The following is a 17,984-nucleotide window of genomic DNA, read 5'->3' as shown; positions in this document are numbered from 1 at the left end:
ACCGCGCGGGAGTCGGCACCCCGCTCGCAGGAAAGTGAAGTACCGTAACGCGCCATGGGTGTGTCTCAGCGGCTGAAGAGCCGGTTCCGCAAGTTTCTGCAGCGTCCGGGCACCACGGTCGATCTCGGGCCGTTGGAGAAGCGGCTGCCGGCGATCGAGGCCCGTGAGGAAGCCCTGCGCGAGCTCGACGACGAGGCGCTGACCGCCGCGGCCGGCGAGGCCACCAGCTACGAGGAGCTGTGTGCCGTCGGGCGTGAGGCCGCGCGGCGTGCCCTGGAGCAGCGGCCGTACGACGTCCAGCTGGTCGGCGCGATGGCGCTGCTGTCCGGCAAGGTCGCCGAGATGGCCACCGGTGAGGGCAAGACGCTCACCGCGACGATCGCCGCGTACGGGCACGTCCGCCTCGGCAACGGCCCGGTCCACGTGCTCACGGTCAACGACTACCTGGCCCGCCGCGACGCTACCTGGATGGAACCCGTCTACAAGCTGCTGGGCCTGACCGTCGGCTGGGTCACCGAGGCATCCACGCCCGAGGAGCGCCGGGAGGCGTACGCCGCCGACGTCACGTACGTCTCGGTCAGCGAGGCCGGCTTCGACTACCTGCGCGACCAGCTCGTCACCGATGTCGAGGACCGGGTGCAGCGCGAGCTCGCCACCGCGATCGTGGACGAGGCCGACTCGATCCTGATCGACGAGGCCCGCGTACCGATGGTGCTCGCCGGCAGCATCGCCACCGAGAGCGACCCGGTCCACGAGGCCGCCGAGCTGGTCCGCGACCTGCGGGCGGGCAAGCACTTCGAGGTCGCCGAGGACGGCCGCAGCGTCGCCTTCACCGACGCCGGCCTGAAGGCCCTCGAGGAGAAGATGGGCATCGACCTCTACGCGGACGAGCACGTCGGCCAGCTCTCGGCGGTCAACGTGGCGCTGCACGCCCGGGCCCTGCTGCGCCGCGACGTGGACTACATCGTCCGCGACGGCACGGTGGAGCTGATCGACGAGATGCGTGGCCGGGTCGCGCAGCGCCGCCGCTGGCCCGACGGGCTGCAGGCGGCCGTGGAGGCCAAGGAGGGGCTGCACGCCACCGCCGAGGGCGAGGTCCTCGACACGATCACCGTGCAGGCGTACATCGCGCTCTACAAGACGGTCTGCGGCATGACGGCGACCGCCGTGCACGTCGGTGAGCAGCTGCGCGAGTATTTCAAGCTCGAGGTCGCGGTCATCCCGTCGAACACCCCGAACATCCGCGAGGACGAGCCGGACCGCATCTACTCGGCGCACGACATGCGCGACGAGGCGCTGGTCGAGGAGATCAAGCTGGCGCACGAGAAGGGCCGGCCGGTGCTCATCGGCACCCTCGACGTGAAGGCCTCCGAGCTGCTGGCCAAGCAGCTCGCCGCGGCCGGCGTCCCGTCGGTCGTGCTGAACGCCAAGAACGACGACGAGGAAGCCGCCATCATCAAGGAGGCGGGCGCGCTCGGCGCGGTCACCGTCTCCACCCAGATGGCCGGCCGCGGCGTCGACATCCGCCTGGGCGGCAGCGACGAGAAGGACCGCGACAAGGTCGTGGAGCTGGGCGGCCTCTACGTGATCGGCAGCGGCCGGCACGACAGCCGCCGCGTCGACGACCAGCTGCGCGGCCGCGCCGGCCGGCAGGGCGACCCGGGCGGCTCGGTGTTCTTCGTCAGCCTCGAGGATGACCTGATCACCCGGCACGCCGGCGACGTCCTGCCGTCGTCGCCCCGGATGGACATGGACGGCGTCGTCCACGACGACCAGGCGGAGTACGCCGTCGAGCACGCTCAGCGTGTCGCCGAGGGCGTCAACCACGAGATCCACCGCAACACCTGGCGCTACAGCGTGGTGATCGAGCAGCAGCGCCTCGCCCTCGCCGAGCGGCGCGAGCGGCTGCTGACCTCCGAGGTCGCGGCGATCATGCTGCTGGAGAAGTCGCCGGACAAGGCCAAGGAGCTCGACGAGGACGTGCTCTCCGACGCGGCCCGCTCGATCGCGCTCTACCACCTGGACCGGCTGTGGGCCGAGCACCTGGCCGAGCTCTCCGAGGTCCGCGAGGGCGTGCACCTGCGGGCCCTGGGCAAGCTGGACCCGCTCGACGAGTTCCACCGCGCGGCCGTGCCGGCCTTCCAGAAGGTCTTCACGGAGATCGAGCGCCGCACCATCGAGACGTTCGAGGAGACCGACTTCAGCGAGGGCTGGCAGCCGGAGCGCGCGGAGCTGGTCCGTCCGAGCGCGACGTGGACGTACCTGGTGCACGACAACCCGTTCGGCTCGGAGCTCGACCGCCTCATCGCCGCGGTGGGCCGCCGCCTGATCTCCGGGGGCAACAGCTAACGGTCGTGCGGTTCGCCCGCGTGGTGGGCGGCGAGGATGTCGCCGCCGAACTCGCCGCGCGGGCGCCGCAGCACCGTGTGCGCGTGGTTGCCGTCGTCGGTCGTGTTGTCGTACTCGATGACGAGGTCGTCGGCCTGGATCCGGTAGTAGTGCCGGGTCCCCGGCTGCGGTGGCCCCTCCCACGCGAAGTGCACGTCGCCGCCCGCCGGGTCCAGTGCCGCCGCGAGCTCGTCGGGCAGCCTGCCCAGATAGAGGGCGACCAGCTGGTCGAGCAGTGCACGCTCACCGGGCCGCAGATCCGCCCGTGCCACGCCGGGCGGTGCGATCGGCTCGCTCCGGGGGTGGGTCGCCGTGCGGATATCGTACGGCGCCACGTCCGCCACAACCGCAGCACGGCGTGCCCCCGCCGACAGCGAGAGCAGCAGCTCCCGTCCCAGGTCCTCCTCGACCCCGAGGGGCCGCAGCACGGGCCGCCCGAGCGCGTCCACCCGGGCCGGGTTGGCGCCCAGGAACACCGGTGCGGGGGAGACGCGACCGTGCGCGACGGTCATGCTGACCGACAGGTGGTGGCCCTCGAAGCGCCACGCCCACGCGTCGTCGCCGGGTGAGCCGAACACGATGACCCGGTAGTCCTCGCTGTGCCGCCCGCGCCGCCCGCCCTCACGCCGGTCCAGCACCTCCTCCAGGGCGACGACCGCCATCGCCTGGGCGAACGCCGCCGGGCTCAGCGCGGTCGCCAGCAGCCGGTGTGCCGCCTTGCGCGGCTCGGGGGTGAGGTCCACGAGCGACAGGCCGGGGCGGGGCTGCGGCCTGTACTCGATCCAGCGCCGGTGCCGGTCCCCGAACGCGACCCCCGCCTCGGGGTGGGCCGCCAGCAGCTGCGCCGCGGCCGCGCTCATGTCGGCGGCGAGGGTCATGTCACTCGCCGCGCAGCAGGGCGGTCATCTCGGGCAGGTCGAAGAACTCGGCCGTCTCGCGGGCGCTGGGCTTGCCGTCGTCCGGGTTCGCCCCGGCGGCGAGCAGCAGCCGTACCGTCTCGGGATTCTTGCGGAAGACCGCGGCCGCGAGTGCCGTCTGCCCGCGGTCGTTGACCCGGGCCGGGTCGGCGCCGTGCTCGAGCAGCGTGGCGACGACCGGGGGATGGTTGTGGTACGCGCCGAGGATGAGCAGCGTGTCGCCCTTGTCGTTGGTCAGGTTCGCCGGCAGGCCCTGCGCCAGGTGGTCCGCGAGCTCACCGGCGCCGCCGGAGCGCGCAAGATCGAACACCCGGTGCGCGAACGCGATCGTTTCGGCGTCCAATTCCTCGGCCATGCAGGCAAGACTACGGTGCTAATGTGCCCTGCATTCTGTGAGGGGGTCAGGGGTGTCCGACGGGGTCTACGCCGGCCGCGCCGGTGAGGACGGCGCACGCAACCAGGGCTGGCTGCTCGGCCATTTCATGCCTCCGGGCCAGCTGCTGCACAGCGAAACCGTCGAGGTGAAGTGGGGTGTGCACCCGCCGGGCGAGCGCCGCGCCGCGTGGGCCACCCGGGAGACCCGTACGGCGCTGCTGGTGCTGATCCGCGGCAGCTTCAACATCGAACTGCGCGATCGCACAGTGGTCCTGCGCGAACCGGGCGACTACGTCGTCTGGGGTCCCGGCCACGATCATTCCTGGCAGGCCGGCGACCGGGAGACGGTGGTGCTGACCGTGCGCTGGCCGTCGGTGCCGGGCTGGCGCCTACCCCCCGCTTCACCACGGGAAACCGCCCTTTATTCACAACTGCAGGAAACGGATGCCCCCCGTTAACCTGCGTGACGGTAATCGCATTGTCGGTGCGGGAAAACACGATGCATCGCCCGGTTATGGAACGAGTTTCCCACAGTGTGGTTGCCGCCTTGACCCATCGGGCGGGATCCCGGAAATATCGACCGCGGTTTAAGCATGCATTAATTCGATCGCCGTTGTGACGCACGGCGTTTCCATTCTTTGACGCGGGAGGCTTCATGCCGGTCACCGCCCTGCCGGGGCGTACGGGACGACATGCGACGGGGTCGAGCCGGGTGGCTTCGATCCGGCGCGCCGCGGCACCCCCGGCGCCGGCGGCCGCCCTCACGGTCACGCTCAACATCCCGCTCACCGGCGACACCCTGCCTCCGCAGGCGCACCGGCTGCTCGACGCGCTCCGCGAGCTCGTCGAGGCGGGTCAGGGCTCGGTCGCCGTGGAGCAGCCGCAGTCCGAGCCCGAGCGGATCATCACCGAGCCGGCCCGCGAGGGCGGCGTCGAGGTCCGCCTGCTCACGGCCTCGCGCCAGGTGCTGCTCGACGGGGTGCTGCTGCCGCTCACCCGCCTCGAGTTCGACCTGCTCCTCTTCCTCGCCGAGCACCCGCGCCGGGTGTTCAGCCGCACCCAGCTCCTCAATGCCGTGTGGGGCTACGAGCACACGGGCGAGCGTACGGTCGACGTCCACGTGCGCCGGCTGCGCGTGAAGATGGGCTCGCACCTGCCGCTGATCACCACCGTCTACGGGGTCGGCTACCGGCTCTCCGACGAGGCCCGGATCGTCGTCCTGCCGCACGAGTAGGCAGGCCGGCGGCCCGGGCAGGCAGGCCGGCGGCCCGGGCTAGGCTTTTCGGGTGCGCGTACGTCCCGTCTCGACCGGCCTCCTGATCGAGGAGCTGGCCGACCGGTTCGCCGGGCGGCACCCCGGGCGGCGGCTGCGCGTCGCGATCGACGGACCGGCCGCCGCGGACCCGGCGGCCCTCGCCGGGGCTCTCGTCGCCCCGCTGCGGGCCCGCGGGCGCCCGGCGGTGCACGTGTCCACGACCGACTTCCTGCGCCCCGCCTCGCTGCGGCTGGAGTTCGGCCGGACCAATCCGGACTCGTTCTACGCCGGCTGGACCGACGAGCCCGGCCTGCGCCGCGAGGTGCTCGACCCGGCCGGCCCCGGCGGGAGCGGGCGCATCGTCACCCGCCTCCGGGACGTCGCCACCGACCGGGCCGCCCGGGAGCCCTACCGGGAGCTGCCGGCGGACGCCGTGGTGATCGTCAGCGGGCCCCTGCTGCTCGGCGCCGGGCTGCCCTTCGACGTGACGGTCCATCTCGCACTCTCGCCCGCGGCACTGGCCCGCCGTACGGGCCCCGACGAGCGCTGGACGCTGCCCGCGTTCGAGCGCTACGCCACCGAGGTGGATCCGGCCTCATTCGCCGACGTCGTGGTCCGCCTGGACGACCCCCGGCGGCCCGCGATCGTCGTCGAGCGTGAGTGAATTCGCCCTCACACCCCCTGTGACCTGCGACGCGAAAGCATGTTGGCGCAGTCCGTGGCGGTAACGAGCACTGACAGTTATGCTGCGGTTACTTTTTTGCGGGATCGGAGTTTCCGATCTTCGGCGGTGGGTACAAGCCGAGCCCCACGGTGGAACACCGGAGGGCCGGCGCGGGGGAGTCCACCGGCAGGGGCAGAGGGAAGGGCAGGGGGAGCACATGCTCGTCAACAGCGCGGTCATCACGGGTAAAGGTGCCGGCACCGCCAAGGCGCGTTCGACGCAGGAGATCGAGCAGATCCGGGCACTGCTGCAGTCGCGGTTCGACGACCTGAACGCCGAGTACGAGGAGGCCGTGGCGGAGAACCAGCGGCTGCGGCTGGTCGAGATCGGCGACGCCGCCGGCGACGACCAGGCGGACAGCGGGTCCAAGACCGCCGAGCGCGACGCGGCCACGTCGCTGCTGCGCACTCTGCTCGACCGGCGTACGCAGGCGGAGATCGCCATGCAGCGCCTCGAGGACGGCCTGTACGGCAACTGTGAGAACTGCTCGAACCCCATCCCGGTCGAGCGGCTCGAGGTGTTCCCGTCGGCCACCACGTGCGTGCACTGCAAGGCCAATCGCGAGCGTCGCGCCGGCTGAACCCCATGACGTCCCGGTCCGCCGCCCGTGCCAGGGCGGCGGACCGGCCGCATCGGGACTAGCTTGATCTCATGGGCGGGATCCAGGTGGGCACGGCGTCATGGACCGATCGGACGCTGCTCGATTCCGGCTGGTATCCGAGCACCGCCGACAATCCGGAGAAGCGCCTCGCGTACTACGCGAAGCAGTTCCCGGTGGTGGAGGTCGATGCCACCTATTACGGGCCGCCGGCCGAGCAGACCACGAAGCTGTGGGCCGAACGCACACCGAGCGGTTTCACTTTCAACATCAAAGCTTTCAGCCTGCTGACCGGCCACCCGACCAAGGTGTCCGCGATCTACAAGGATCTGCGCCCGGAGACCGACAAGAAGAACGTTTATCCCGACGACCTGCCGCCGCAGGCGTACGAGGAGATCTGGACCCGATTCCTGTCGGCGCTGGACCCCCTCGTGGCGGCGGGCAAACTGGGCGCGCTGCTGTTCCAGTTCCCGCCGTGGTGGGGCATCCGCCGCTCGAACAAGGACTACCTGCGCGAGGTCGCCGCCCGGTGCAAACCGCTCCGGCCGGTGTTCGAGTTCCGCAACGCGTCGTGGTTCGAGGGCGACAACGCCGAGGAGACCTTGGACTTCCTGCGCAAGTACGAGCTGCCGCTGGTGTGCGTGGACATGCCGCAGGGACACAGGTCCTCGGTGCCGCCGGTCGTGGCCGCCACGTCCGACCTCGCCGTGGTCCGTTTCCACGGCCACAGCGACAAGTGGACCAGCAAGGACATCCACGAGAAGTTCGGCTACGAGTATTCGCGCAAGGAGCTCCAGGAGTGGGCGCCGAAGCTGCGGGCCCTCGCCGACGAGACCACGACGACGCAGGTGTTCATGAACAACTGCTACTCCGACTACGCCCAGCGCAACGCGACCACGCTGATCGAGCTCCTGGACTGAACCGGAGCCGGCCTAGAGCTCGTCCCAGGGCACCTCGGCCCACGTCTCCGCGAGCAGCTTGACCAGCCGTGTGTCGGTGGCCGGCACCTCGTCGACGGAGGCGATGCCGCGCACCCCGTGCGAGTTCACCGCCGCCGCCCCGGGGAACGCCGTCAGGTCCGCCGCCGCGACCGGGCGCAGCGCCCACGGCGTACCGTTCATGGTCATCGCGATCTGCAGCAGCACCATGGTCACGCCCTTGAGGACCGGCGCCTGCGGCCACACCACCTGGTCGCCGTCCCACAGGGCCACGTTCCACGACGTACCCTCGCGGACCCTGCCGTCGCGGCCCACGAACAGCCGGTCGTCGAAGCCGGCCAGCCGGGCCTCGCGGTAGTGGTGATCGAGCATGAAGGTGCCGCGGTGCTTGTGCTCGGGCAGGTCCCGTTCGTAGGTCACCGTCTGCACCCGTAGCGGCGGTCCCGGCGGCTCCGGAGCGGGATCCGAGACCGAGACCAGCACGTCCGGCGGCCCCTCGTCGCCGCCGGGCCCCGGCACGAACGTCACCCGGACCGAGGCGTCGCGGGCCGGGCCCAGGGCGTGCCGCACGAGGGCGAGCAGGCGGTGCTCCTCCTCGACGCCGATCCGGTGACCGAACAGCTCCTCGGCGCCGTCGGCGAGCCGGGCCAGGTGCAGGGCGAGCCCGCGGACCCGGCCGTCGCGCACCTGGAAGGACGTGAAGTGGCCGTAGTTCAGCAGGAGGAGCCGGTGCAGCTCCGCGACGCCGGGCTCGCGCCCGTTCAGTTCGACGTCCATCGCGGCCAGCCTACGGGGTCCGGGTGACCTCGCAGCCGCGGCGGCGGGCCAGCGCGGCCATCGCGGCGGCGTCGGTGACGGCCGCGCCGCCCGGGTCGTTGTTGAAATAGACGTACGTCGGCAGCTCCGGCAGCCGGTCCAGCCACGTGGCCAGCGACGCCCGCCCGTAGTGCGGCCACGGGTTCGCCCGGCCCTCGTGCATCCGCAGGTAGGCGAAGTCCGCCGTCAGCCACAGCGGGGTCATCGGGCGTCCCTTGCGATCGGCCCAGGACAGCGCCGCGTTGTGCCGCTCGAGCACGTCGCGCACCTCGTCGGTCCACCAGCTGTCGTGCCGCGGCTCGACGGCCACCTTCACGTCCCGGGGGAAGAGCGAGAGGGTCTCCTCCAGGGCCGCCACGTCCACCTTGAGCGTCGGCGGCAGCTGGATCAGCACCGGCCCCAGCTTGTCGCCCAGGGCGTCGGCCCGGCCCAGGAAACGGGCGACCGGCTCGGCCGGCTCCTTCAGCCGCTTCACGTGGGTCAGGTAGCGGCTCATCTTCACGGCGAAGCAGAAGTCGTCCGGCGTCCGGGCCCGCCACTGGGCGAAGGTGTCGCGCTCGGGCAGCCGGTAGAAGGCGTTGTTGATCTCGACCGTGGCGAAGCACTCGGCGAATCTCTCCAGCCAGAGCCGCTGCGGAAGGCCCTCGGGATACAGGTACGGCCGGGTGTCGTCGCCGCCCTTCGGGGGACGCCAGTCCTTGTACTGCCAGCCCGAGGTACCCATCACCAGCACACCCGGGGACTCCCCAGATTAGGGGTGATCGAAACGGGGTACCGCGGTGTCTCCACCAACGAACGGGAGAACCATCATGCGACTCAGCGACGACGACATCACCGGCGGCAGCGGCGTCTCGGGCGAGGGCGTGGCCGACGGCGGCGCGAACGCGGGCGGCCAGGACGGTGGCGCGGACGGTGGCGCGGGCGAGGGCCCGGCGGACGGTGGCGCGAACCCGGCCGGCCACGACGGCGGCGCGGACGGTGGCGCGGGCGAGGGCCCGGCCGACGGCGGCGCGAACCCGGGCGGCGTGGACGGCGGCGCCGACGGTGGGGCCTCGGGCGAGGGCCCGGCGGACGGCGGCGCGAACCCCGGCGGTCACGACGGTGGCGCCGACGGCAGCGCGTCCTGAGGATCGGCGACGATGACGAACCCGACGCCGGACGGCACCGATGACCGTCCGGCCCTGACCCGGGTCGTCGCCGTCGACCCGGCCAAGTTCGCGGAGGCGTACTGGGGGCGCCAGCCCCTGCTCACCCGCGCCGACGAGCTGGCCGGGCCCGGCGGCTTCCGCGACCTGCTCTCCCCGGAGGCGGTCGACGAGCTGCTCAGCGAGCGCGGGCTGCGTACCCCGTTCCTGCGGGTGGCCGACAAGGGCGCGGTCCTGCCCGCGTCGGCGTTCACCGGCCCGGGCGGCGCCGGCGCCGAGATCGGCGACCAGGTCCTCGACGACAAGGCGCTGAAGCTCTACGCCGACGGCGCCACGCTCGTGCTGCAGGGCCTGCACCGCATCTGGCCCCCGCTGATCCGGTACGCGGGGCGCCTCGGGTCGGAACTCCGGCAGCCGCTGCAGGTGAACGCGTACCTGACGCCGGCGGGCAACCGGGGCTTCGCGACCCACTACGACACCCACGACGTCTTCGTCCTGCAGGTCGACGGGACCAAGCGCTGGCGCATCCACGAGCCGGTCCTGCCCGAGCCGCTCGAACGCCAGGCCTGGGGCGGCCGGGCCGACGAGGTCGGTGCCGTCGCCGAGGGCCCCGCCGCGCTCGACGTGGTGCTCGCGCCGGGCGACGCCCTGTACCTGCCGCGCGGCTGGCTGCACTCGGCCGAGGCGCAGGGGGAGCGGTCGCTGCACCTGACGTTCGGCGTACGCGCCCTGACCCGCTACGCCCTCGTGGAGGAGCTGCTCGGCCTCGCCGCCGAGGACCAGCGCCTGCGCGCCACCCTGCCGTACGGGATGGACGTCGCGGACGCCGGCCAGGTCGCCGCCGAGCTGACGGAGACGGTCGGCGCGCTGCGGGACTGGCTGCTCACCGCCGACCCGGCCGTGGTCGCCGAACGCCTGCGCGCCCGCGCCTGGCCCGCGAGCCGCCCCGCCCCGGTGCGCCCGCTGGCCCAGCTGGCGTACGCCGAAGGCCTGGCACCGGACAACCGGGTGACCGCCCGCGAGGGACTGCACTGGGATCTGCGCGACGACGGCCCCGAGCACGTCGTCCTGCGGCTGACCGGGCGTACCCTTCGCTTCCCCGCCTTCTGTGCCCCGGCGGTCCGCACGGCGCTGGACGGCCGTGCGCACCGGGTGGGCGACCTGCCCGGCCTCGACGACGACGCGGACCGCCTCGTCCTGGCCCGCCGCCTGCTGCGGGAGGCCGTCCTCGTCCCCGCCTGACCGGCACCGAGGGGTTTCAGCCGCCGGCGCCGTTGCGGACCGCGAGCAGGATCGCGACGGCGGTGATCAGGGCCGAGACCAGCACGGTCGCGACCGACGAGGCGTCGAGCGGCGTACCGCTGCGGTCCGCCACCCGCTTGGCCGTCACGACCGCCAGGATGGGGCCGAGCAGCGCGACGATCAGGGCCACCACCGGCAGGCCCACGGCCAGGTCACCGCCGCCCTCGCGGCCCGCCCAGCGCAGCAGCGACCACGCCGCCAGCCCCACCGCCCCGCCGAGCGCACCCAGCCCGGCGTAGAGCAGCGTGGCACCCTTCAGCGGCTTGGCCGGCGCCTTCCACGCCGCCGCGGCGGCCGCTTCCTGCAGATATTCCTCGGCGTCGCGGTCCCGCTGCCGGGGGACCGTCGGCTGGGGAGGCTGCCCGAAGCGCTCGGCGGCCCGGCCGGCCTTGTGCGAGAACTCCGCCCAGACGCCGGCGACCCGCGCGTCGACCTCCTCGAGCCCTCGCTGCGCCGCCCGGACCGCCGCCTGCGCCTGGCGGACCCGCTCGTCGGCGGCGCGTACCGCCTCGTCGGCCTCCCGGGCCCGGGTGTCGTGCCAGGTGTGCGCCTCGGCGCGGTGCGCCGCCGCCTCCTCGTCCAGGTTGGTCAGCTTGCGGACCACGCTGCGGTAGTCGGGGGTGCGGCGCTCTAGCACGCCGTCGGCCTCGGGAGCGGTCATGACGGTCCATAGGGGATGATCACCTCGGCGCCCCGGTGCACCGAGCGGTCGAAGTGCAGGGCACGCCACGGTCGTGGATACCACACCGGCGAGCCGTGCCCCGGGTAATACGGCGAGAGCTCGCTGCCGTGGACGTCCAGGGCCACCCACGAGCCGATGACATCGGTACGGGTGCCCTGCCCGCCGAGGGTGTCCCGCAGCAGCGCGGCGCCGCGCCACCAGCCGATCACGTGGACGCGCCGCTCCGGGCCCTGGCGCAGGATGCGGCGCAGCAGCTCGGCGGTGCGGCCGGGGGCGGCGTCCACGGCGTACAGGAAGAGGAAGAGCGGGCGGTCCGCGGCCGTGCCCTCGGTGGCGCGCGTGGCGGCATCCTCGAAGAGGAAGTCGACGGTGTCGCCGTCGAAGTAGCCGGTGTCCGAGGGCAGGACGCCCTTGAGCGCCTCCACCGCGGCGTTCGCGTCGCTGTCCAGGCAGGCCACCGCGAACTGGGCCGAGCCCGGCTCGAACTGGGCGGCCAGCGAGCGGGCGGCGGTGTGCAGGACGGCGCACGCCTCGTCCACGCGCGTACCCATGACGGCGATGTTGCGCCCCGGTGCCCGGCGCAGGACCGTGCGAGCGGAGCGGGCCTCGACGTCGATGGTCTCGCCGAGCAGCACGGTGGGCGCGGGCACCGCCTCCGCCGGCGCGAACCGCCGGAAGTCGGGGCTGTCGTCGAGGCGCGGGATGGCGTCACCGTCGAAGAGCCGGGGCGGCGGCAGATCCTGCGGGCGCCGCCGCCAGAGCCGGTGCTGCAGGTCGCTCCAGCGTTCCCGGTTGCCGGCGTCGGGCACCCGGACCACCCGGTTGGCCTCGGTGGCGCCCGAGTCGGCGTTGACCACCGCGTGGTAGCGCGGCAGGGCGTCGGCGGCGGTGTTGGTCTCGGCCAGCACCCGGCGGGCCCGCGGCAGCGCGATGCGCAGGGAGAACTGGGCGACCAGCGCCGGGCGGCCCCACAACGCCTCGATGCCGGACACGTCCTGGCTGGCCAGCACCAGGTGGATGCCCTGCGACCGGCCCCGGCGGGCGAGATCCTCGAGCAGGTCGACCGCCTCGGCGGCGACGGCGTCGCGGCCGGAGAGCAGCACCTGGAACTCGTCCACGACGGCCACGATCCGCGGCCAGGTGCCCTCCGCATCCTCGGCGCGCAGCTCGGCCAGGTTGGTCACCTCGTGCCGCTTCGCCGCGTCCGCCCGGCTGCGCAGCTCGGCGGCGAGGAACCGCAGCAGCGCCAGCCCGAACTCCCGGTCGGTGTTGACGTTCAGGCCGACCAGGCGCACGTGCGGCAGCCAGCTCGGGTCCCGGCGCCCCGGCGCGAACCGGGCGAAGGACACGCCCTCCTTGAAGTCGAGCAGGTAGAAGGCCAGCTCGGCGGGGGAGTAGCGGGCGGCGAGCGCGCCCATCCACGCATAGATGAGGTTGGTCTTGCCGGTGCCGGAGGGCCCGGCGATCAGCGCGTGCGGCGGGTAGTCGGAGAGCGTCACGTGCACCGGCGCGCCCTGAGGGCTGTCCCCGAGCGGGGCGGTCAGGGCCCGCGCCGAGCTCTCCTGCCATTCGCGCTCGGGCAGCAGGCTGTCCAGCGCGACGGGTGCGGGCCCGGCGGCGACCGCGTCCGCGATCTGCCGGCAGGTGCGCGTCACCACCGCGGGGGGCGGCCCCTGGTCCAGGCGTACGGGCAGGTCGCCGGTGCCGCCGAGGCGGGCGTCGTCGCCGGGCAGCGCGTCGACGATCTCGATGCCGGGGCCGGGTGCCACCGGCAGGTCCCGCACGATCAGGTGCACGCCGCAGGCCGCGCCCGTACGCAGCAGCCGGTCGAGCTGGCCGCGCTCGTGCCGGGACAGCTCGTCGGGGCGCCCGGCGCCGAGCAGGATCGCCACCCGCCATGGCTCGGGCCGGCGTCCCGTCGCGGCGGCGAGCTCGCGCAGCGACGAGTGTTCCCCGGCCAGGACGGTCTCGTTGATCCGGCGTACCTGGTCGACGAGCTCGTCGAGCAGGGCGCCGAGGCCGCCGGGGCCGACGAACTGCAGCACGCCGGCCGGGGCCAGCGGGGCGAAACCGGCCAGGCCGCCGCCCAGCTGCTCGGGGTCGTACCCGGTCAGCAGCACGCGGCCGGGCTCCACACTGCCCAGTGCCCGCAGCAACAGCCCGGCCACCACGTCGTCGCCGGTCGCCTCGTCGCCGCGGACCACGACGTGACCGCGGTCCAGCAGCGGCACCAGCGCGGGCACCTCCCCGTCGTACGGCAGCAGCAGCCGGCCGACGCGCAGCTCGGGGGCGGGCGCGGCGGAGCCGGCCGGGGTGGGCCGCCAGCGCGACCACGGCTGCCCGGCCGCGCCCGGGGCGGCGGCGAGGGCGGTCTCGGCGGCCGCGCCCGCCAGCTCGGCCAGGTCACGCTCGCGCTGTTCGTCGATCTCGCGCAGCCGCTTGTCGCGCTCGGTGGCGAGGCGCCGGCGGCGCTCACGGGCGGCGGCGACGATCCGGGTGTGCCGGGTGGTGGCGGCCTCCTGCTCGGCCCGGGCGGCCTCGAGGGCGTCCGTGGCGATCCCGAGCGCGTGCGACAGCGCGGCCCGGACCTCCACGACCTGCTGCGCGGTCGAGTCAGGCATCGGCGCCACGGTGCCGCAGCGGTTCCGGCGCGTCCGGGTGCAGCGTGGCCGGGTCGCGGCCGAGCCGGGCCAGCAGCACTCCGGTCAGGACGCTCGCCGTGACCGCCGAGTCCGCGGGGTGCGCGGGCGCCTCGGCCTTGGTCGGTGCCCGGCAGATGCGGGCGAGCAGCGTGTCCAGCACGGCCGGTGGGGTGCCGGGCAGCAGCGACTTGACCCGGCCGCTCGCCGCCGTGCGCAGTCGCTGCAGGTCCTCGGGGCGCGGCTCGTGGCCGAGCAGGTCGCCGGCGAGGCGGTGCAGGACCGGGTTGCTGGCCGCGGAGAGACCCAGGCCGGTCGCGGCGTTCACCCGGTGCAGGTCGCGGCCGAGCCGGGCCCGGTCGCCGGAGCGGACCCCGGCGGCGACCTGGCGCAGCAGCTCGGCGGTGTCGGCGGAGCGTCCGGGCGCGGCGGCGTTCTCCTGCGGCGGGGGCGGGGCCTCGCCGGTCAGCGCCGCGACGCGCTCCTGCCACCACTTGCCGAGCTTCTCGGGCGGCGGTGGCTGGTGCTCGTCGGCCGGGCCGGGCGCGGGGGCCTCCTCCGGCTTCAGCCCGGCCTTGTAGTCCGAGTCCGCCGGCGGGCCACCGGCCAGGCCCAGCACGGCGAGGTAAGCGGCGATCGCGTCCTGCGCGAGCCGGAGCGCGGCGGCGGCGTGCTCGGCATGCTCGGTGGCATTGCCCAGCTGCGGTACGCCCATCGGATCGACGGACGTCTGGCGTACCCAGTTGAGCAGGTCCGCGGCGCTGCGCAGCCGTTCCATGGCGACCGACACCAGGCCGGTGGGCAGCTCCTCCGACGTGGCCCGGAGCTGGGCGCCGAGTTCCTCGAGCAGTGACATCGCGTCAGAGCGTCGCCGTGTAGGTCTGCGCCTGCTCGACCGCCATCAGGGTCGCGCCCAGGCACTCCTCGAGCTGCTGATCGGCCTGGGCCAGGGACGCGTGGGCGGCGCCGACGGCGTCGTTGCCGGAGCCGTCGAGCGCGGCGGCCAGGCTCTGCTGCGCCTCGCCGAGCTTCTCCCGGGCCGCCTGGATGGCCGCCTGACCCTCGGTGACCTGCTGAAGAGCGGCGTCCACGGCCGCTCTGACCTCGGCGACGCTGGCCACGCGTGCAGCCTCCCGGTGAAATCGTCACGGTGTTACAGGCTCAGCTTAGTCGTCCCCGATGCGGCGGTCGTGCCCGCGTGCCCGTTTCAGCGTGGGACGCTGGTGGGGCCCCGTACCTCCGCACCGAGGGCGGTCACCCGGGCGCGCAGCCCCCGGTCGGCGGTCACCACCACGACCCGGCGGCCGGCGCCCTCGGCCGTCACCAGGGCCACGATCGCGTCGTCGCCGGAGCCGGTCGCGCGCTCCACGCGTACGCCCTCGGCCGGGGCCACGTCCCGGGCCCGGCCCTCGACGACCAGGACGACCTCCACCGGGCCGGGGAGATCGGCCAGCCCTTCCGCGGGCAGCGGGAGCAGCGCGTCGCGCAGGCGCGCGGTGGCTCCCGCCCGGTCGCGCCACCAACCGTCCGGCTTGGAGCCGACGACGTTGGCCGCGTCGACGACCAGCAGGGGAACAGCCTTGTCCCGCAGGGGAAGCAGCATGTAAGGAGGGTCTCACACCGGAATTGACCGATCGTTCAAGACGTTGTGCCGGGCGGATTTCGAGAAGGAGAGGAAGAGCATGCCCGGCGACTGGGACGACCTGTTCGCCCGCTTCTTCGGGGCGGCCGAGCCACGACGGTCCGCGCAGCGGATCGACATCACCAAGTACATGAGTGCCGACGCCCGTACGGCCCTGTCGGACGCCGCGCACCGGGCTGCCGCGGCGGCACCGGCCGGGGCGGCGACCGCGGACCTCGACACCGACCACCTCCTCTGGGGAGTGCTGCAGCAGGACGCGCAGCGAGCCCTGGTCCGCCGGGCCGGAGCCGACCCGGACGCGCTCCTCACCGAGCTGGGAGGCGGCGACCGCCCGTCCGGCGGCCCGCTGCCCGAGCGCCTCGCGCTGACCCCCGCGGCCAAGCGCGCCCTGCTCGACAGCCTGCAGATCTCGCGTGCCGTCGGAGCCTCCTATGTGGGCCCGGAGCACATCCTCATGGCCCTGGGGCTGAACCCGGACTCCACGGCCGGGCGGCTGCTCGCCGCCCGCATCGACCCGCGCACCCTGCAGCAGGCCGAGCCGCAGACCGCCGGCGGCCAGGGCGGCGCCGGCACGACCACGCCCACCCTCGAGCAGTACGGCGTGGACCTCACCGAACTGGCCCGGCGTGGCGAGATCGACCCGGTGATCGGCCGGGCGGACGAGATCGAGCAGGCCGTCGAGGTGCTGTCGCGGCGTACCAAGAACAATCCGGTGCTGATCGGGGAGGCCGGCGTCGGCAAGACCGCGGTGGTCGAGGGCCTGGCCCAGCGGATCGTCGACGGCGACGTCCCGCAGACCCTGGCCGGCAAGCGCGTCATCCAGCTCGATCTGGCCGGGCTGGTGGCGGGCACCCGCTACCGCGGCGACTTCGAGGAGCGCCTCCGCAAGGTCATCGACGAGATCCAGGAGAGCGGGGACGGCCTGATCGTCTTCCTCGACGAGATCCACACCCTGGTGGGCGCGGGCGGCGGTGGCGGCGACGGCACCGGCATGGACGCGAGCAACATGCTCAAGCCGGCGCTGGCCCGGGGCCGCCTGCGTGTGGTCGGCGCGACCACCCTGGACGAGTACCGCCGCTCCATCGAGAAGGACGCGGCGCTCGCCCGGCGCTTCCAGCCGGTGCTGATCGGCGAGCCGAGCGTCGAGGACACCGTGGCGATCCTGCGCGGGTTGCGGGACAACTACGAGGCGCACCACCAGGTCCGCATCACCGACGAGGCGCTCGACGCGGCCGCGCGGCTGTCCGATCGCTACATCGCGGACCGGTTCCTGCCGGACAAGGCCATCGACCTGATCGACCAGGCCGGAGCCCGGGTACGCCTGCGCGTGAAGACCCCCGCCGCCGACGTCCGCGAGCAGGAGCGCCGCCTCGAGCAGCTCACCCGCGACCGCGACCAGGCGGTGGCGGCGGAGAACTACGAGAAGGCGTCCCAGCTGCGCGACGAGATCCACGCGCTCAAGGAGCGGATGGAACGGGCGGGTGCCGAGGGTGACAGCGTGCCCCAGGTGACCCCCGAGGACGTCGCCGAGGTGGTCTCCCGGGCCACCGGGATCCCTGTCGCCCAGCTCACCGAGGAGGAGCGCGACCGGCTGCTGCGCCTCGAGGCCCACCTGCACGACCGGGTGGTCGGCCAGGAGGACGCGGTCGCGGCGGTCGCCGAGGCGGTCCGGCGCTCGCGCGCGGGGCTCGGGGACCCGGACCGGCCGGTGGGCAGCTTCCTGTTCCTCGGCCCGACCGGCGTCGGCAAGACCGAGCTGGCCCGCTCGCTCGCCGGGGCGCTGTTCGGCGACTCCGACCGGATGATCCGGCTGGACATGAGCGAGTTCCAGGAGCGGCACACCGTCTCGCGCCTGGTCGGCGCCCCGCCCGGCTACGTCGGCTACGACGAGGCGGGCCAGCTGACCGAGGCCGTGCGGCGGCGCCCGTACTCCGTGGTGCTCCTCGACGAGATCGAGAAGGCCCATCCGGATGTCTTCAACATCCTGCTGCAGGTGCTCGACGACGGGCGGCTGACCGACAGCCAGGGGCGGACCGTGAGCTTCCGGAACACCGTAGTGATCATGACCAGCAACCTCGGCTCGGAGATCATCACCGGCACGAAGCGTACGGTCGGCTTCGGCACCGGCGACAGTGGCCGGTCGGCCGAGGAGGAGCTGCGGGAGCGGCTCGAGCGGCGGCTGCGCGAGCAGCTGCGGCCCGAGTTCCTCAACCGGATCGACGAGATCATCGTGTTCCGGCAGCTCGAGACCGATCAGCTGCGGCGGATCACGGCGATGCTGCTCGAGGAGACCCGTCGCCGGCTGCACGCCCAGGACGTCACGCTGGATCTCACCCCGGCGGCGATCGACTGGCTGGCCGAGCGGGGCTTCCAGCCCGAGTACGGCGCCCGCCCGCTGCGCCGGACCATCCAGCGCGAGCTGGACAACCGCCTGTCGCGGATGCTGCTCAACGCCGATCTGGCCCCCGGCCGGACGGTACGCGTGGACGCGGACGGCGGGCAGCTCACCTTCGAGGTGGAGTCGCCCGCGCCGGCCGTCGCCTGACGAGGGATCGCAGAAGCC

The 17,984-nt window shown here is 73.6% G+C and carries 18 protein-coding genes; 9 read left to right on the top strand and 9 right to left on the bottom strand.

The window, feature by feature from the left end:
• The first annotated feature begins 54 nt into the window (after positions 1 to 54).
• Entirely contained in the window at positions 55 to 2,349 is a 2,295-nt protein-coding gene (secA2, locus tag ACIBO8_RS35410; RefSeq protein WP_396119870.1) for an accessory Sec system translocase SecA2, read from the top strand.
• On the opposite strand, the gene ACIBO8_RS35405 is transcribed toward secA2, so the two are convergent.
• The gene (locus ACIBO8_RS35405; protein WP_396119869.1) at positions 2,346 to 3,266 is read right to left on the bottom strand and encodes a DUF3500 domain-containing protein; all 921 of its coding nucleotides are present in this window, start codon (positions 3,264 to 3,266) and stop codon (positions 2,346 to 2,348) included. The two genes, secA2 and ACIBO8_RS35405, sit on opposite strands and share 4 nt — an antisense overlap.
• A gap of 1 nt (position 3,267) precedes the next feature.
• Positions 3,268 to 3,660: an ankyrin repeat domain-containing protein gene (locus tag ACIBO8_RS35400; RefSeq protein WP_396119868.1), complete on the bottom strand. Its 393-nt coding sequence runs from the start codon at positions 3,658 to 3,660 to the stop codon at positions 3,268 to 3,270.
• Between the two features lie 52 nt (positions 3,661 to 3,712).
• Between ACIBO8_RS35400 and ACIBO8_RS35395 the strand changes: the two genes are divergently transcribed.
• The 5 genes from ACIBO8_RS35395 to ACIBO8_RS35375 all read left to right on the top strand — a co-directional run bounded on the left by ACIBO8_RS35395 (position 3,713) and on the right by ACIBO8_RS35375 (position 7,177).
• Positions 3,713 to 4,138, top strand: coding sequence for a signal peptidase I (locus tag ACIBO8_RS35395; RefSeq protein WP_396119867.1), 426 nt, complete (start codon positions 3,713 to 3,715; stop codon positions 4,136 to 4,138).
• A gap of 197 nt (positions 4,139 to 4,335) precedes the next feature.
• The gene (locus ACIBO8_RS35390) at positions 4,336 to 4,914 is read left to right on the top strand and encodes a winged helix-turn-helix domain-containing protein (RefSeq protein WP_396119866.1); all 579 of its coding nucleotides are present in this window, start codon (positions 4,336 to 4,338) and stop codon (positions 4,912 to 4,914) included.
• A gap of 52 nt (positions 4,915 to 4,966) precedes the next feature.
• Complete coding sequence (locus ACIBO8_RS35385) at positions 4,967 to 5,599, top strand: uridine kinase (protein WP_396119865.1); 633 nt, start codon at positions 4,967 to 4,969, stop codon at positions 5,597 to 5,599.
• A 217-nt stretch (positions 5,600 to 5,816) separates the two neighbouring features.
• Positions 5,817 to 6,239 carry a TraR/DksA family transcriptional regulator gene (locus ACIBO8_RS35380; protein ID WP_396119864.1) on the top strand — a complete coding sequence of 141 codons (423 nt, stop codon included), beginning with the start codon at positions 5,817 to 5,819 and terminating at the stop codon, positions 6,237 to 6,239.
• A gap of 71 nt (positions 6,240 to 6,310) precedes the next feature.
• Positions 6,311 to 7,177, top strand: coding sequence for a DUF72 domain-containing protein (locus ACIBO8_RS35375; protein WP_396119863.1), 867 nt, complete (start codon positions 6,311 to 6,313; stop codon positions 7,175 to 7,177).
• Positions 7,178 to 7,189: 12 nt separating this feature from the next.
• On the opposite strand, the gene ACIBO8_RS35370 is transcribed toward ACIBO8_RS35375, so the two are convergent.
• Together ACIBO8_RS35370 and ACIBO8_RS35365 are read right to left on the bottom strand one after the other, a co-directional pair.
• The gene (locus ACIBO8_RS35370; protein ID WP_396119862.1) at positions 7,190 to 7,972 is read right to left on the bottom strand and encodes an aminotransferase class IV; all 783 of its coding nucleotides are present in this window, start codon (positions 7,970 to 7,972) and stop codon (positions 7,190 to 7,192) included.
• Between the two features lie 10 nt (positions 7,973 to 7,982).
• Entirely contained in the window at positions 7,983 to 8,735 is a 753-nt protein-coding gene (locus ACIBO8_RS35365; RefSeq protein WP_396119921.1) for a DUF72 domain-containing protein, read from the bottom strand.
• An 85-nt stretch (positions 8,736 to 8,820) separates the two neighbouring features.
• On the opposite strand from ACIBO8_RS35365, the gene ACIBO8_RS35360 reads away from it, so the two are divergent.
• A complete protein-coding gene (locus ACIBO8_RS35360; protein WP_396119861.1) occupies positions 8,821 to 9,138 on the top strand; it encodes a BatC protein in 318 nt (105 codons plus the stop codon).
• A gap of 12 nt (positions 9,139 to 9,150) precedes the next feature.
• Positions 9,151 to 10,398, top strand: a complete 1,248-nt coding sequence (locus tag ACIBO8_RS35355; protein ID WP_396119860.1) for a cupin domain-containing protein — start codon at positions 9,151 to 9,153, stop codon at positions 10,396 to 10,398.
• Positions 10,399 to 10,414: 16 nt separating this feature from the next.
• On the opposite strand, the gene ACIBO8_RS35350 is transcribed toward ACIBO8_RS35355, so the two are convergent.
• The 5 genes from ACIBO8_RS35350 to ACIBO8_RS35330 form a co-directional block, all read right to left on the bottom strand.
• On the bottom strand, positions 10,415 to 11,119 hold the full coding sequence (locus ACIBO8_RS35350; protein ID WP_396119858.1) for a hypothetical protein: 705 nt from the start codon (positions 11,117 to 11,119) through the stop codon (positions 10,415 to 10,417).
• Positions 11,116 to 13,761, bottom strand: coding sequence for an FtsK/SpoIIIE domain-containing protein (locus tag ACIBO8_RS35345; RefSeq protein WP_396119857.1), 2,646 nt, complete (start codon positions 13,759 to 13,761; stop codon positions 11,116 to 11,118). The genes ACIBO8_RS35350 and ACIBO8_RS35345 overlap by 4 nt, the downstream gene beginning before the upstream one ends.
• Positions 13,754 to 14,635: a hypothetical protein gene (locus tag ACIBO8_RS35340; protein WP_396119856.1), complete on the bottom strand. Its 882-nt coding sequence runs from the start codon at positions 14,633 to 14,635 to the stop codon at positions 13,754 to 13,756. The genes ACIBO8_RS35345 and ACIBO8_RS35340 overlap by 8 nt, the downstream gene beginning before the upstream one ends.
• 4 nt (positions 14,636 to 14,639) lie before the next feature.
• Positions 14,640 to 14,900 carry a hypothetical protein gene (locus ACIBO8_RS35335; protein WP_364713724.1) on the bottom strand — a complete coding sequence of 87 codons (261 nt, stop codon included), beginning with the start codon at positions 14,898 to 14,900 and terminating at the stop codon, positions 14,640 to 14,642.
• A gap of 86 nt (positions 14,901 to 14,986) precedes the next feature.
• Positions 14,987 to 15,382, bottom strand: coding sequence for a hypothetical protein (locus ACIBO8_RS35330; RefSeq protein ID WP_396119855.1), 396 nt, complete (start codon positions 15,380 to 15,382; stop codon positions 14,987 to 14,989).
• A gap of 79 nt (positions 15,383 to 15,461) precedes the next feature.
• Between ACIBO8_RS35330 and ACIBO8_RS35325 the strand changes: the two genes are divergently transcribed.
• On the top strand, positions 15,462 to 17,966 hold the full coding sequence (locus tag ACIBO8_RS35325) for an ATP-dependent Clp protease ATP-binding subunit (RefSeq protein WP_396119854.1): 2,505 nt from the start codon (positions 15,462 to 15,464) through the stop codon (positions 17,964 to 17,966).
• Positions 17,967 to 17,984: the final 18 nt, after the last annotated feature.

This window comes from Actinoplanes sp. NPDC049681, assembly GCF_044465265.1.
Taxonomy (GTDB): domain Bacteria; phylum Actinomycetota; class Actinomycetes; order Mycobacteriales; family Micromonosporaceae; genus Actinoplanes.
Note: the sequence above shows the minus strand (reverse complement) of the source record. Positions and strands in the feature narration are given on the sequence as shown.